Below are 16,148 nucleotides of genomic sequence, written 5' to 3' on the forward strand. Positions count from 1 at the left end.
TTTGATGACTTGTGAGATTTGCTTAACTTAGATGTGCCCCTGGTTGTCCGTTTTGAACCACAAACGAAGCTAGGGTTTTGACAGAGGCATTCATCTCAACGATGCTTGATACAACGCGATAGTCAGTTTGCCAGCGTTTTGGAGTCAGGTTGCAGCGGACGTATCCTCGGTAAGCACCGTCAAAGAACTTAGTATGGGGATTGTTGCTTAGGGAAGCTTGAACTGGAGCGATAAATGCGGTGGGAAAATCAGATGTAATTGAAGTTCCTACAAACTCAGTGCCTACCGTCGGCGAGTTTGGGTTATTGAAGTCAAGCTTGAGGTTGTGTACCCAACTAGAATGGATGTCTCCAGTAATTACCACTGGATTAGAGGGTTGGCGCTGGTTGAGAAAACTCAAAAGCCGATTACGTGCAGCCACGTAACCGTCCCATTGATCCACATTGAAGACATCGGCACTTGCACTACTATTGAAATTGTACTCGGCTAACATAGTCTGTTGAGCAATCACATTCCAGCGCGATCGCGATTGGTCTAACCCTTTCCGTAGCCATTGCTCTTGCTCTGAGCCTGTCATGGTAGCATTTGGATCAAAAGCTTGGGGACAGCGAGGCTTAATTCCATCATCACAAGGTTGATTAGTGCGGTATTGCCTTGTGTCTAGTACATTAAACTCAGCCAAATTACCGTAGGTGAACCGCCGATAAAGCAGCATATCTGGGCCCTTGGGCAATGAAGACTGACGTAAGGGCATGTGTTCGTAGTAAGCCTGGTACGCATTGGCTCGGCGTTTTCTAAAAGCCTCTTGGGTTTGGTTGTCTTCGGGAATTAAGTTGGCGTAGTTGTTGTCAACTTCATGATCGTCCCAAGTGACAATCCAGGGAAAAGCCGCATGAGTAGCTTGAAGATTTGGGTCAGTTTTGTAGAGGGCGTGGCGATCGCGGTAGTCTTTAAGAGTGATAATTTCTGGACTATTATGCTGGCGCGGCCCACCAGATTGTGGCCCATATTCGTAGATGTAATCACCCAGATGAATCACAAGGTCAAGATTTTCCTCAGCCAAATGCCGATAAGCCGTATAGTAGCCATTTTGCCAGTCTTGACAGGAGACAAAAGCAAAGTTCAGTTGTTGGGTATAGCTATAAAATGCTGGTGCTGTGCGAGTCCGTCCAATGGGGCTAACTTCCTTACCTGCTTGAAATTGATACCAGTACCAACGCTCAGGGTCCAGCCCACGAACATCAACGTGGACTGAGTGCGCTAACTCTGGTGTCGCCAGCACTGTTCCTCGCCGCACAACCTGTTTCATGTTTTCATCAAGGGCGACTTGCCACCGCACTGGAATATTTACCAGTGGCATTCCACCTCCAGAGAGTGGATTGGGAGCCAGTCGTGTCCAGATAACAACACCATCCGGCAAAGGATCGCCAGAGGCAACACCAAGACTGAAGGGATAGCTAGAAAACCTTGATTTAGCCAATACCGGATGCCATTGGCTAGCGATTGTTAACCCTGTTAACAATCCTGCACCCAACAAAAAATTCCGCCGTTTGCACCGATTTGCTAGCAGCCGATCACCATCCATAAGTTCCATATTCACCCTACCCAGATGTAAATACAGTTGGCAAACTTTAGGAGGGTCAGTTGTGAAAAGCACAAATAGTAGTTTAAATAATTCGTAATTCCTAATTCGTAATTGCGTTTTGTATGGGGATTTAAACCTAAACAAATATGGCTGCTTCTTATAGAAACAGCAGATTCTAAATCGTCTAATAATTATGAATTATGAATTAGTAATTACTAATTATGTTGATTTAACTTGTCTCCTAATAGCTGCTCAACCAACCACAAAAAAGTTACCAACCCAGGATCAAGCAGAAATTAAGATTGTGTTAAGTTTAAAATTGGATTGGGCTATTGGGAGAATTTTGTAGGACATTTAGACCCTAACCTAAACAGAACTGCCGCTACAGGCACTTTTGGCAAACCCTCTTATAATTACGAATTACGAATTATTTAAAATCTGCCATTTCCCTGAACAATGTGCTTAACGGTAGTCAAGGTTTCCAGGCTGATAAATCCCCGGCGATGACCTTTTTGATTAGACATACCGAGAAATACTGAATCTCCCCGCGAAGGGTTGCGGGAAAAACGCGGGGAAGTGTTGATGTAGGTAGAGGCACTGTTAACTCCCAAGGCAAACTGCCGACTTTCCTGATAAGATTCAGTCACGATGGAGTCAGCATGACCACTGCTGTATTCATTAATCCAGGCGATCGCAGCCTCTAAGCTATCCACTAGTTTAAAAGCTACTGTCCTCGTTAAATAAGGGTTTCCCCATTCGCCTTCCTTCACCAGCTGCAACTGGGGAAAGGCTTGGACTAATTCTGCATCCCCTTTTATTTCAAAGCCTTTTTCCATCAAGCTGTTCCACAAGACAGCTAAAGATGATGGCAAAGCTTGACGATGAATTAGTACTTTTTCAATAGCGTTGACTTGATCGGGTTCACTTTGATGGCTATTAAGAATCATCAAGCGTACCATTTCTAAGCTACTATTCAGCGACCAGTAGAGGTAACAGTTACCCATCGCTGACTTTAAAACTGGGCAAGTTGACTGTCTGACTACCTGCTGCACTAAGCTAGAACGTCCATAGGGAATCACTAAATTCACGTACTGGTCTTGGGTGACTAGATCCCGAACTGAAGCCCCATGTTCTGCTGTGATCAGTTCTAGACAACCAGGAGCTAGACCAACTTCTGCGATCGCATTTTGCAATGCCTCAGCGATAGCGGCGTTGGAATGGCTAGCTTCGGTGCTGCCTTTGAGAATTATACAATTACCAGTTTTGATACAAAAACCCGCTGCGATCGCCCCTAAATCGGGAAACGCCTCATAAATAAATCCAATCACTCCCAAGGGCATTAACTGGGTGTAACTTTGGGAATCTTCCAGTTGATAATCAGCGGTTCTAACGCGTCGCAGCGGATCTGATAATTCCCCCAACCGTTGTAAAATATCTACTGTCATCTCTAGCCTGGTGGGAGTCAGCTTCAGCCAATCCAATATCAACTCAGGCACCGCCATTTCCCGACTGGCTTCTAAATCCAAGGTATTGGCTTCTAGAATGTCGTCAAATGAGCGCTCAATCGCCTTTGCCATTGCCAATACTGCACGACTTCGGTCTGCTCCCTTTGTAAGCGCCAACTTTAGGGAAGCTTGATAGGCTCGTTGGGCACTAGTAATCGGTTCGGGGTGGTCATCCAAAACTTCAACAGTCATTGAGTTAACGTCTGTAGGTAAGCCAGACCATTAGTGCTGGTAAGATAGCCAATAGCACCGCCACCATTGCCCAAGCAATAATGCTGGAACCATTTGCCAATCGCAGTGCTAAAGGCAGCCATATAATCACTAGCACGAAAATAATGCCCAGCGCTATAGGCAGATAGCTTTCTCCCAAGCGGGGATGGACAACATGCCAACTATTTCCCATCCAACGCCAAGCCCGTTTGTAGGGATAGGTGGTGGAAAGCTGTTCTAGGACATGACCATTATCTTCTACAACAAAGATTTGCTGACAGCGATCGCAACCAAATGCTTCTGTCAGCGTAATCGGAATTAACTGACCCCGGCGACGACAGGGACAGGGGTATTCGGTATTGAAATCGATTTTTTCGGGTTTTTGAGATTGCACAAGCGTTCTAATAACTTGAGCGTGTTTTACACGAACTATGAGAATATAATGCCTTGGTAAACACTTTAAAGGTTTCTGTCTTTATACACATAAAAAGGTGATGCAAACATTGCCCTGATTACAAACAGTAGATGCAGCTAACTTTAAGTATCCTACTAATTGCCAAATCAGTACGGAGTTATCTATTTGTAATTTTTCCCCGTAGCTGGCGATCTTGTTTAAAAATTTCCTTCTCTTCATCTGTCGCTTTCAAGGTAATGTGGTTGCGTTTTTGGGGATTTATTATGCTGACACACCTGGTACAATTTTAAGCATAGGTGGCAACCACTCCTAAAGCAAATCCTTTGGGAAGGCTACGCTCGTAAACAACACACATCAACAAACCCGCTAATTTTTCTTTGGGTCACTGTAACTATATATTACTATCAGTTCTCAAGGTTAGATCGGCATTATGTCCAATATCTATTCCTTCGAGTTTACAAGTGTTTACAGAGCAGGAATTACTAAAATATCTATTGTAGTGTGAAACTCTTTGTCTAAATATATAGATTGTGGCTAGTTTTCTTGACCTGTAAACACTTGAAGGGCTTTACAAGGGTGCATAGCTAATCTACAAATGCTTTAGCGCACCCTAAAAATACTAAACCTCTTGGAATTCTTAAATTCAAGAGGTTTTAGTTGGAAGCGGGTGACGCGATTCGAACGCGCGACATTCACCTTGGCAAGGTGACGCTCTACCACTGAGCTACACCCGCAATCAATTGCCATATATCAATATCTCAGATTTATTCTTAATTGTCAACCCTTTTATTTAGTCATTGGTCATTGGTCATTTGTCATTAGTCATTCGTCATTGGTCATTAGTGAATAACAAAGGACAAATGACTAATGACGGACTAGCCGAGTTCTTCTGATTCCAAAGTTAAATTGCCAACGCTGGCACTTGGAAAAGCGGCTGGCAAAGACTGGCTATTACGAGAATATGGCTCTGCTAGGTTAGAACGCAATTGCCGCATCAGACTTGCCATTTCTAGGGCGTTTAGAGCATAATCCCAGCCATGATTACCTTTTATGCCTGCCCGTTCTAGGGCTTGCTGCATAGTATCTACTGTCAAAATGCCAAAAATTACTGGCACTCCAGTTTGAAAGCTAGCGGCGGCAATGCCTTTAGAAACCTCTGAGGATACGTAATCAAAATGGGGTGTTTGTCCTCGAATGACTGCGCCAAGACAAATTACAGCATCATAACGATGGGAAAGTGCTAATTGGCGAGCTACTAAAGGTACCTCAAAACTTCCCGGAACCCAAACATAGTCCACCTGATTACCTTGGGGATTAGGGTCTACACCGTGGCGTTTTAAACAATCTTGACATCCCTCTAGCAGCTTTCCGGTAACGAGGTCATTGAATCGACCAATCACCACTGCAAACCGCAAAGGCTCCGTTTGGGTAAAAGTTCCCTCGAAAACTGCCATGACTGCCTCTTTATCAACTATACTTCTGGCCAATATACATTTCTTATTTAAATGTAGAGGAGCAGGAAAGCGCGATCAAAATAAAGTTAGTAGGAAAAAGAAAAAATCCCTTGTTTCCCTTAACCTTTGACCTTGGCTTTTCTGCCCCTCTAGTTCTTATATTATGTGCCTGCGCCAGAGCGAAGCCGTCGCCTACACGACAAAAAAGTTTAACAAACCAACTAAAAATACCAAAGCAATCCAGACCCCAGAACCAACCCAGAGCAGTTTTTTAGATTCACCCCAATTTTGGGGAGTGGCGTAAGCAACTGGAACGCCCACAACCAAGACAAAGGACAATAGGACTAGACCTATTAAGGCAAATTGGAATATTATGGTCATTTTTGCTTCTCCCAATACAGCGAAATACTAAGGATAGAATATCCTAAAGGGCGACACTGACACTTTCTTATTATTTTTAAGCTAGCAGAAATTGCAACATTTTTGTCATTTGTCCTTTGTCTAAGTACAAGTGACTAATGACTCTTAACTATGGATTTAATTCTTTGCCACACAACAGCTGATTTTGACGCATTAGGAGCCGCAGTAGGCTTAACGCGCCTACTATCGGGAAGCAAGATTGTGCTAACTGGCGGCTCTCATCCTCCTGTACGGGATTTTTTAGCATTGCATCGGGATGAATATCCTCTGATTGAACGCCGTTCGGTGAATCCAGAAAAAATTCGCTCTCTGACTGTGGTGGATACACAACAGCGCGATCGCTTGGGTAAAGCTGCTGAGTGGTTAGATTTACCCAATCTGAGAGAGATTATAGTTTATGACCATCACTTAGGACAAGAATCAGATATTCTCGCTACGCGATCGCATATTGACTCAGTAGGAGCTACCACAACTCTCATCGTGGAGCAATTGCAACAACAGCAAATTTCTCTCACTCCTGCTGAAGCAACTGTGATGGCTTTGGGTATCCACGTTGACACTGGCTCCTTAACGTTTGACCAGTCCACCCCACGAGATGCTTTAGCTTTGGCTTGGTTGATGCAACAAGGTGCCAGTTTATCAGTAATTTCTACTTACCGTGACCCTGGCTTGTCTTTGCAATTGCAGCAGTTATTAACTGAGGCGTTGGAAAATTTAGAATATCTTTGTCTACGCGGATATACGGTTGCTTGGGTAACTCTAAAAACCGAGTCTTTTGTGCCGGGGTTGTCGAGTTTGGCATCGGAACTTGTAGAAATAACCGAAATTGATGCCCTACTGTTGGCTAATGAGTATCCTTTAGGTGAAGAGGATTCACGCTTAACTGTAATTGGGCGATCGCAAATTCCCAAAACAAATCTTAACCTATTATTTCAACTCTTGGGCGGTGGCGGTCATTCGCAAGCCGCATCGCTAAATCTAAGGGGAGTTGATTCGCAAGCAATCTTAAAACAACTCGTTGACGGGGTAAAAGCACAAATTCCCCATCCCCCCACTGCTAGGGATTTGATGTCTTCTCCTGTCCGCACGATTCTGCCTGAAACCACAATTGCTGAAGCACAGCGCATTTTATTACGTTATGGACACTCTGGTTTATCTGTAGTTGATACTCAAGAGCAACTAGTAGGTATTATTTCACGCCGGGATCTTGATATTGCCTTGCACCACGGATTTAGTCATGCGCCAGTCAAGGGCTATATGACCAAGAATCTCAAAACAATTACACCCGATACAACACTGCCACAAATTGAGTCGGTGATGGTGACTTATGATATCGGACGCTTACCAGTATTGGAAAATGAGCAGTTAGTGGGCATTGTCACCCGTACTGATGTCTTGCGGGAATTACATCAAGAAAGGGATGAAGACCAAGAAGAAGAGCAAAAATTCAAAATTCAAAATGACGCTCTCGGACTTGCTAACGCTGCGCTAACAAAATTTAAAATTCCTCTCAGCACTGAATTGCAAAATAAACTTGCTCCTCGATTGTGGCAATTACTCACCACAGCATCGCAAGAGGCAGAGAAACGGGGTTGGCATCTTTATCTAGTGGGTGGTGCTGTGCGGGATTTGCTATTAGCTGAAGCAGCATCAGGTACTTTGATGATTAATGATATTGACCTCGTAGTTGATGGCTTTGACAAATCAGCAGATGTCGGCGCTGGTGTCGAGTTAGCAAAAGCACTCCAACAACTTTACCCTACGGCTCGTTTAGAAATCCACGGGGCTTTTCAAACTGCCGCTTTGTTATGGCACAAAGACCCAGAATTAGATTCTCTTTGGGTGGATATTGCCACCGCTAGAACAGAGTTTTATCCTTATCCAGCGGCGAATCCAGAAGTTGAGGCGAGTTCTATTCGCCAAGATTTGTATCGCCGCGATTTTACTATCAACGCCCTCGCTTTGCGGCTTACTACTCCCCGTGCTGGTGAATTACTCGATTTTTTTGGCGGATTACTCGATTTACAAGCTAAACAAATTCGAGTTTTACACGCCAACAGCTTTATCGAAGACCCCACCCGCATTTTTCGTGGCGTGCGCTTTGCCGTGCGCTTCGGATTTCAGATAGAAGCGCAAACTGAAGAGTTTATCCGCTATGCCATTAACAGTGGTGTTTACGATCGCACTGCTCAAGAGAATAGCAGAACCCCAGCCCTGCAAACTCGACTGAAAACAGAACTAAAACACATCCTAGAAGCCCCCTACTGGAAATCAGCTTTGCAGTTGCTCGATAACTTAGGGGCATTGCAATGCATCCATCCTACCCTAAAGCTAGATGTGGAAGTCCTACGACAATTACGTTTGCTAGAAAGCTGTTTGCGGCGATTTGACTTGCAACCAACCCTCATTCATTGGGAAATGCGCTTAGAAACATTAATCGCCCATCTCACACCACAATATCGGGCGAAAGTAGCAAAAAATCTGCAACTACAAGAAGATGGCATTAAACGCTTGCAAAACTTGGCTTCTGCGCAATTTGAGATGATGGAATCTTTGCCTAAATGTCAAAGTCCCAGTCAAGTAGTACATATGTTGCGAAAGTACGATTTACCAATCCTGATTTTAATCGCTGTGCAAAGTCCGCGATCGCTTAGACATCAGATTTGGGAATATTTAACTGTTTGGGTTAATGTGCAGCCACTATTGAATGGTAATGATTTAAAGAAACTTGGCTACAAACCAGGCCCGCAGTATCGGCAAATATTAGATGATGTAGTTGCTGCTACCTTAGATGGAGTGATTAAAGATAGGACTGAAGCTGAGGAGTTTTTAGCGCAACACTATCCTAAATGAAATAGCTCCGATCTAAATTGTATCTGGATCGATATTTAACTCCCGCAGTTTTGCTGCTAAACGTTCAGCTTTTTGTTCGGCTTGTTCTGCCTTTTGTTCAGCTTGTTCTGCCGTTTCTTCCGGTGTTGGTACTAGTTGCCCATCTCGCGTAAAAAACCGTAATAAACCTTCATAAACTCCCAAATATAATCCAAGCTGATGACTCCACAAATATCCTTGTTCACTTGCTTGTAGAGTTTGATATTCTCCATCTACTAAATGAAATCCCGCAAATTCTTGTGTGTAAGGGTCAAACCAAAAATAATCGGGCGTGCGGAAGGTGTCTTGATAAATTGTTTTCTTTAAACCTTTATCAGTATTAGCTGTTGAGTTAGACAAAATTTCTAAAATTACATTCGGATATTTGCCATCTTCTTCCCAGACTACCCAACTTTTGCGGGTTTTACGTTCAGTTCCCAGCACAACAAAAAAGTCTGGCCCTCGGAAGTATTCTGATTTGCGTTGGCGTGGACTGTAGTAGATAGTTAGATTTCCCGTCGCATAGAAATCATTTCGATCTCGCCACAACCATTCCAGACAAGTTAAAAGTAGGATTATTTGCCGTAAATGCAGTTCGCTTTCCAAGGGAGGCTCATCACTATATAAATCACCAGGGGGAAATATAACATCTTGGCAGATGCCTTCTTGAGAATCTAATTCTTGAGCAATGGTCATAGAATGGATACGGCATCAAGTAGTTATGGATTTATTTTAACAGTCTTTGAGTTAGCGATCGCCTAGCGTACCGCAGGTAATCGCCTATTTGTAGGGTAAGGGTAAATAAACTATTCTGTCTTGATATTCATCGTCTTTTGATGCCAAAGCAATTATTAAAAGAATTGTTGCATATACTTGTTCTAAAGATATTGTTTGATAAGTTTGGGCAATTTCTTCTGGAGAACGTCCACAATCAATGTATTCATAAAGAATTGTTTCAATACCAATTCTTGAGTCTTTCAGTCTAATGTCTTCAGAAGAGAGAAAGTTGAAATACTCTGCGATATGTTTGGTAGACATAGATTGATCTATATTCATAGTTAGTTATTATATATAGTAATCTTTTTGTTCAAGCGATAAGCTTGACGGCATAGCGATCGCTTACCGCACTAGATTAAAGCTTTGTAAAAAAAAGGCTTCGCATTCTTAAGTTAGGCATAAAAAAAGAGAGTGCGATCTTATCTTTGTCACAAACAAGACAAGATCCCCGACTTCTTAAAGAAGTCGGGGATCTGTTTCATTACGGTTTAATTAAAGATTCTTCAGACTGGCGATATTTAGTAATTAACCTACGTCTTTTTAGGGGTGAATAAAGCAGCATGGAAAGTGTAGGTAAACTGGTTCCGGTTAGTGCTAACAAAACTAATGGATTTAGAAAGCTTGCTATTATCCCAGTTCCTACAGTAGCTCCAAATCCTAATGTTATAGCAACGGACAGGGAGCTTAGGACAGCAATAAAATCACAAAGTACGCTGTTGAAGACGCGTTTCCCGCAAACTGTCCTAACGGCTTTGGCGACTGCTATAGTAGTATTAGTACAGTTGTAAATGAGTCTTCAGCCAAATCTATAACCCAATCCACAGCCGAACCCACAGCAAAATTCACAATAAAATATGCTAAATTTGCTCTGTATTACGCAAATACACTTAAAACAGCAGCAGTTATTCAATTAATCAACCTTTTTAACAATAGTTATTTCTTCTTGTGGGATGGGCGTCTCGCCCGTCCTGGGGCAGGCAAGATGCCCACCCCACAAGAGTATTTAAGACAGAATCAAACTGCTGTAAGTCTTTGTAGTAGGGCTGGGGAGTGTGGAAATAGAAAAAGTGATCGCTAGCCTTCCGAAATACCTTCGTGCTACACTGTAGTCAATATCAAACCTCATCACAACTCCAACGAGATAGCAGAAATGAAGTAGTACCAAATACCTGTTGCGCCAAAGCAACAAATGTCAACGAAGAATAAACGCAACTAGTTTGACAGGGTTACTTCACATAGTCATGCACTAAAAATATTGTCATCACTCCTATCTCCATATAACCGCTTGACGAGTGTCTGCGGCTGAGTTTCTTTATGTCTAATCTACCCACAGCTTTTGTAAATACGCGGGTAAAATTTTGTGAATTGAGGTTTGAAAATAATGCCGAAAAAATCAATATTGGTAGCTGAGAATTTAGCCTATAATCTCAGCTTAGACAGAACTTTATTTCAAGGGGTTTATGTGAATATCGACGCGGGCGATCGCATTGCTTTGGTTGGTCGCAACGGGGTAGGAAAATCAACCCTTTTCAAGATACTTGCAGGTCAAATTAACCCATGTACAGGTTCAGTTTGCTGTAATGGGATTGTCTATTATTTGCCACAAATCAGCACTATCAGACAAGAAATTACAGCAGATACAGTACTTAATTTTTTGATTTCTATCTCTGATGAATGGTGGAAGATTGAGGATATTTTGCAAACACAATTCCACACCAAAGTTGACTTATCTTTACCAATTGCTAACTTGAGTGGTGGAGAACTTACTAAACTGTTTTTGGCAATCGGTTTAGCTCAAGAACCAAACTTGCTATTACTTGATGAGCCAACCAACCACATGGATTTGCAAGCGTTAGAAAGCTTAAGACACTTTCTTTTGAATTTCACAGGTGCGTATGTAATTGTCTCTCATAAGCCTTTTTTCTTAGACCAAGTAACAGAAGTTACCTGGGAACTTACACCTATTGGCTTGAAAATATATGGCGGTAATTTCTCGTACTATCGAGAACAGAAAGAAATAGAGTTAGAGGCAGCATTGCGATCGTACGAAGCCGCCAGAAAGGAACTCAAACGTACCCAAGCCACAGCTATGCAAGAACAGCAACGCGCAGCCCAATCTAGTCGCAACGGTCGCGCCAAGTTTCTGAATGGTAGTATTGATAGAATGGCAGCCGGACTGATTAAAACCAAAGCTGAGGTGTCTACCGGAACTGTGAAGAAGAAACATGAAGCAGCAGTAGCAAAGGCCAATCAAAAAGTTGCAGAGACGAAGGTCAAAACTACGAAAGTAACGAGTATTCAGCTAGAAGAAAAAAATCACAAGCACCGAAATCTAATCAATATCCAGGGTGCAAATCTTAAAGTATCAGAACGTCTGTTGATTCAAAATATTCAACTGCATATATCATCTGGCGATCGCATAGCTATTATCGGCGCAAACGGTTCTGGTAAATCGAGTCTGGTAAAGGCAATTTTGGGAATGGAAAACCAAACAGCAGTTTTAGAATCAGGTGAGGTTTTGCTCACACCAACGATGAAAGCTGTATATCTCGATCAAACTTACGAATTGGTAAATCGCCAATACACAATTCTGAAAAATATGCAAGCTGCCAATCCGAATCTCAGCTATCAGCTTTTGCGTCAACAGTTGGGACACTTCCTCTTTAAATATGATGACGTTCACAAAAGCGCTTCCATACTGAGTGGGGGTGAATTAGCAAGATTAGCGATCGCTATGATCAGTATCTTAGAAATCGATCTACTGATTCTCGATGAGCCAACAAATAACCTAGATATTGAAACTGTTGAACAAATGGTCTTAGGTATCAATGATTACCAAGGAGCGCTTTGGGTAATATCCCACGATATCGATTTCCTCAGCCGAATTAACATTACCCAAGGTTTCAAGTTCAGGGAACAAACTTTGCAAATGACAACTTATTTACCGAGTACACCAGAGCAATATTATCGAGAGTTGCTGGAATGTGATAAATAAAGCGATCGCCTCATGTAAATTTCTAGCTCAACAATAGAAGCCGCAAAGCATACAGGCAAGTTATAATTCTCTTGCGGTGCAACGTAACAAAAATTTATGAGTAATCCCCTTGTGCAAGCCTTTTTCGTAGGCAGAGCGGTAGCAGAAGTAGTTAATGAGCGTTTAGAGGTCGCCTTGACCGATGCTTTGAGCGATCTGGGCAAATTTGATGCAGAAGCTAGAGAGCAGCTGCGCCAGTTTACAGAAGAAGTCCTAGAGCGGGCAAATCGGGCAGCAGAATCAGCTAATGCTGGTCAAGCTACCGCAGGTAGTGGGCAAGCTAGCTCTGATTCCGGTGACTTGCAAGCAGATATTGACGAATTACGAGCAGAAATTGCCCTGTTACGAACAGAATTGCAACATTATCGCCGAACTTCTGCATAAATTTTAGTCATTGGTCATTAGTCATTGGTGAAAAATTATGTACGAATGACAAAAGACAAATGACAAAGGACACTTAAGAAAAAAACAGTTTAGGAATCAGAGTGTCTTTTCTTCCAAGTGATTCGGTTGCAAACCAACGGTACACAAAGTATATGGAACAAGGTTATTCAGAGAAGGCATACCGTTGGAATCGGGAAAAATACTCTAGCAGAAGGCGTTTTGTGGACATTTGGTCTTTTGTCTTGACCTTATTGTTCAAACTTTGGCTATACAACAAATCTTGGAGTTATCCGGGTGGTGTGACTGACGCAAAGCAAACTACAAGACGAAAAACCCAAGCGGTCTGGATTCGCAATACCCTACTAGATTTAGGGCCAACCTTTATCAAAGTTGGGCAACTGTTTTCAACCCGTGCTGATATATTCCCTGGTGAATATGTAGAAGAATTAGCCAAGTTACAAGACAAAGTACCGGCATTTAGCTATGAGCAAGTAGAAGCGATCGTTGAGAAAGAACTAGGCAAGAAAATTCCTGAACTCTTCCATAATTTTGAACCTATTCCCTTAGCTGCTGCTAGCTTGGGGCAAGTACACAAAGCTGTACTACATACTGGAGAATCAGTTGTTGTCAAGGTGCAACGTCCTGGACTAAAGAAGTTATTTGAAATAGATTTACAGATTCTCAAAGGAATTACCCGCTACTTTCAAAACCATCCCAAATGGGGACGGGGACGAGATTGGTTGGGTATTTACGAAGAATGTTGTCGCATTCTTTGGGAAGAAATTGATTATCTTAACGAAGGTCGTAACGCCGATACTTTTCGCCGGAACTTTCGTGGCTACGATTGGGTGAATGTCCCCAGAATATACTGGCGTTACGCTACTTCCAGAGTGCTGACTTTAGAATATCTTCCTGGAATTAAAATTAGTCAATACGAAGCTTTAGAAGCAGCGGGTTTAGATCGAAAAGCGATCGCTCGTCAAGGCGCTCAAGCCTACTTACTACAATTACTCAATAGTGGCTTCTTCCACGCCGATCCTCACCCAGGTAATATTGCCGTTAGTGCAAATGGCGCTCTAATATTCTACGATTTTGGGATGATGGGGCGGATTAAGTCCAACGTCCGAGAAGGACTGATGGAAACACTGTTTGGCATTGCTCAAAAAGATGGCGATCGCGTTGTGCAATCTCTGATAGATTTAGGTGCGATCGCCCCAACTGATGATATGGGGCCAGTGCGGCGTTCCGTCCAGTATATGCTGGACAATTTTATGGATAAGCCTTTTGAGAACCAGTCAGTTGCAGCAATCAGTGACGACCTTTACGAAATAGCTTATAATCAGCCATTTAGATTTCCTGCAACTTTCACTTTTGTGATGCGTGCCTTTTCTACCTTAGAAGGGGTAGGCAAAGGCTTAGATCCAGAGTTTAACTTTATGGAAGTTGCCAAACCGTATGCAATGCAACTTATGACCGATATGAATGGTTCTGAGGGGAATAGCTTTCTTAACGAATTAAGTCGCCAAGCAGCTCAGGTAAGTAGTACCGCCTTTGGTCTACCACGTAGATTAGAGGATACACTAGAGAAGCTAGAGCAGGGAGACATGCGCTTGCGCGTTCGGTCTATAGAAACCGAACGCCTGCTGCGGCGACAGAGTAGTATTCAGCTCTCAATAAGCTATGCTCTGTTAATCAGCGGTTTCACGCTTTCAGCTACTATTTTAGTGGTTAAGGATTATGTATGGTTGGCACTGCTACCTGGTTTAATCGCAGCGGCGCTTTCAGCGATCATGATCCGATTACTTTTACGCCTCGACCGTTACGATCGTATGTATTAATTGTTGCAAAAAATTATGAAACTTAATTTCACGGGTTTTAGCGATCCGGGACTTATTCGTTCTAATAATCAGGATGCTTACTATATAGACCCAGAAGGGCGGTTTTTTGTTGTCGCCGATGGCATGGGTGGTCATGCTGGAGGTGAAGAGGCAAGTCGGATTGCTACTGGAGAAATTCAGGCATATTTGGTAGCAAATTGGGAAACTTCTAAGTCTTCTCAAGAATTACTAGAGCAAGCTTTGTGGGGTGCCAATGAAGCGATTTTGCAAGATCAGCAAAATCATCCCGAACGCGCCGACATGGGGACAACTGTTGTAGCAGTGATTTTTCGCTCTCCAGAGTCGCCTTGGTGCGCTCATGTTGGCGATTCGCGGCTGTATCGCTTCCGAGAGTCGCACTTGGAACAGGTAACGGAAGACCACACTTGGGTAGCACGAGCAATTAAAATTGGTGACATAAGTTTAGATGAAGCACGATTACATCCTTTTCGTCATGTATTATCGCGCTGTTTGGGGCGCGAAGACTTGCATCAAATCGATGTGCAACCACTAGATGTAAAAGTTGGCGATCGCTTGCTCTTATGTAGTGATGGTCTTACAGAAGAACTTGTCGAGCAGAAGATTGCTAACTGCCTCCAAGATAGTCCTTGGCTTGATAAAGCTGCCATCTCTCTTGTTGAGGCTGCCAAAGAGCATGGAGGGCACGATAACATCACAGTTGTCATCGTCTCGCTTGAAGAAAATAGTCATTAGTCATTAGTCGATGCTTAGTAACTTTAAACAAATGACTAAGGACATAGACGCGCCAGCGGCTTTCCGCAGGGTAGGACAAAGGACAAATCTGGTAAATATACTCAGTAATTTGTTCAGCGTGAGCATTTTTCCTTTTTACAATTTGATACAAATATTTTTAGCCTCTAAAATCACCCAAAGAGCCTAAATTTGTATAAATTGGTAAATTGACATCTTGCACGTAATAAGGTAAAGCGACTATAATTCACGCTTATTACCATTAATTCCCCAACCTCCTTACAATTTTCCTCCTCCGAAGCTTCTTCCACCCTTGCGGAGACAGTATCTTAGGCTTTTTAAACACAAAGACTAAGACGGGTTTTACATAGCACCAAATATTCTCTTTAAAAGATATTTGTGCAAAGCAGGAAGGAATGAGGGAGGTAGTTATACCTATCTAAGACCAAATAGAGCTTATTTTCCGGAATATGGTTCAGCTGACTTGGGTGGTATATCAGTAGGATTAGGTGCAAGATATCAAAGCAGAAAAAAGTCCACACTTTGGATGTGGGCAATCTGTCAAACAATTGTTATCTTTCGTAATACGGAGGAACAAATGTTGGACAGATATAAGTCCAAATATTATCCCATTTGGACTTCTGTGAGCGATATCACCTTTACGCGTTGTTTTTTCGGAGTAATTATGAATCAACCAATGAAACTATCCTTGGAACAGCAATTCAGCATCTGCTCATTTTCAACTCAGGTGCAAAGTATGAGCCACGAGCAAGCTAAAGACTTTTTAGTAAAGCTCTATGAGCAAATGGTCGTGCGCGAGGCAACTTATCAAGAGCTTCTGAAGCATCAGTGGGGCTTAGATTCAGGTTCCACTATGGCATAGAGTCGTTCTAATGTCGCAGTGG

The 16,148-nt window shown here is 42.7% G+C and carries 13 protein-coding genes and 1 tRNA gene; 6 read left to right on the forward strand and 8 right to left on the reverse strand.

The window, feature by feature from the left end; translation table 11 throughout:
* Positions 1-22 precede the first annotated feature (22 nt).
* From RMX69_RS19605 to psbZ, 6 genes are all read right to left on the reverse strand, one after another.
* A complete protein-coding gene (locus RMX69_RS19605) occupies positions 23-1,594 on the reverse strand; it encodes an alkaline phosphatase (protein ID WP_322638454.1) in 1,572 nt (523 codons plus the stop codon).
* Between the two features lie 422 nt (positions 1,595-2,016).
* Positions 2,017-3,282 carry a glutamate-5-semialdehyde dehydrogenase gene (locus RMX69_RS19610; protein ID WP_289799466.1) on the reverse strand — a complete coding sequence of 422 codons (1,266 nt, stop codon included), beginning with the start codon at positions 3,280-3,282 and terminating at the stop codon, positions 2,017-2,019.
* A gap of 4 nt (positions 3,283-3,286) precedes the next feature.
* Positions 3,287-3,694: a hypothetical protein gene (locus RMX69_RS19615; protein ID WP_094348002.1), complete on the reverse strand. Its 408-nt coding sequence runs from the start codon at positions 3,692-3,694 to the stop codon at positions 3,287-3,289.
* Between the two features lie 683 nt (positions 3,695-4,377).
* A tRNA-Gly gene (locus RMX69_RS19620) sits at positions 4,378-4,449 on the reverse strand.
* 141 nt (positions 4,450-4,590) lie between these two features.
* Positions 4,591-5,169, reverse strand: coding sequence for a 6,7-dimethyl-8-ribityllumazine synthase (gene ribH, locus RMX69_RS19625; protein WP_289799467.1), 579 nt, complete (start codon positions 5,167-5,169; stop codon positions 4,591-4,593).
* A 192-nt stretch (positions 5,170-5,361) separates the two neighbouring features.
* Complete coding sequence (gene psbZ / locus RMX69_RS19630) at positions 5,362-5,550, reverse strand: photosystem II reaction center protein PsbZ (RefSeq protein WP_289799468.1); 189 nt, start codon at positions 5,548-5,550, stop codon at positions 5,362-5,364.
* A gap of 150 nt (positions 5,551-5,700) precedes the next feature.
* Here psbZ and RMX69_RS19635 point away from each other — a divergent pair, with 150 nt between their 5' ends.
* On the forward strand, positions 5,701-8,442 hold the full coding sequence (locus RMX69_RS19635; RefSeq protein ID WP_322638455.1) for a CBS domain-containing protein: 2,742 nt from the start codon (positions 5,701-5,703) through the stop codon (positions 8,440-8,442).
* A gap of 12 nt (positions 8,443-8,454) precedes the next feature.
* Here RMX69_RS19635 and RMX69_RS19640 read toward each other — a convergent pair whose 3' ends face one another.
* Both RMX69_RS19640 and RMX69_RS19645 read right to left on the reverse strand, forming a co-directional pair.
* Complete coding sequence (locus RMX69_RS19640; protein WP_289799470.1) at positions 8,455-9,156, reverse strand: Uma2 family endonuclease; 702 nt, start codon at positions 9,154-9,156, stop codon at positions 8,455-8,457.
* 84 nt (positions 9,157-9,240) lie between these two features.
* The gene (locus RMX69_RS19645; RefSeq protein ID WP_322638456.1) at positions 9,241-9,498 is read right to left on the reverse strand and encodes a DUF433 domain-containing protein; all 258 of its coding nucleotides are present in this window, start codon (positions 9,496-9,498) and stop codon (positions 9,241-9,243) included.
* A gap of 1,120 nt (positions 9,499-10,618) precedes the next feature.
* Here RMX69_RS19645 and abc-f point away from each other — a divergent pair.
* The 5 genes from abc-f (at position 10,619) to RMX69_RS19670 (ending at position 16,126) form a co-directional block, all read left to right on the forward strand.
* Entirely contained in the window at positions 10,619-12,232 is a 1,614-nt protein-coding gene (gene abc-f, locus RMX69_RS19650; protein WP_322638457.1) for a ribosomal protection-like ABC-F family protein, read from the forward strand.
* Between the two features lie 96 nt (positions 12,233-12,328).
* A complete protein-coding gene (locus tag RMX69_RS19655; protein ID WP_181931036.1) occupies positions 12,329-12,655 on the forward strand; it encodes a DUF6825 family protein in 327 nt (108 codons plus the stop codon).
* A gap of 152 nt (positions 12,656-12,807) precedes the next feature.
* Positions 12,808-14,493, forward strand: coding sequence for an ABC1 kinase family protein (locus RMX69_RS19660; RefSeq protein WP_289800127.1), 1,686 nt, complete (start codon positions 12,808-12,810; stop codon positions 14,491-14,493).
* A gap of 15 nt (positions 14,494-14,508) precedes the next feature.
* The gene (locus RMX69_RS19665; RefSeq protein ID WP_322638458.1) at positions 14,509-15,246 is read left to right on the forward strand and encodes a PP2C family serine/threonine-protein phosphatase; all 738 of its coding nucleotides are present in this window, start codon (positions 14,509-14,511) and stop codon (positions 15,244-15,246) included.
* 682 nt (positions 15,247-15,928) lie between these two features.
* The gene (locus RMX69_RS19670) at positions 15,929-16,126 is read left to right on the forward strand and encodes an NblA/ycf18 family protein (protein WP_289799476.1); all 198 of its coding nucleotides are present in this window, start codon (positions 15,929-15,931) and stop codon (positions 16,124-16,126) included.
* Positions 16,127-16,148: the final 22 nt, after the last annotated feature.

It is taken from the genome of Nostoc sp. EspVER01 (genome assembly GCF_034530635.1).
Lineage (GTDB): Bacteria > Cyanobacteriota > Cyanobacteriia > Cyanobacteriales > Nostocaceae > Nostoc.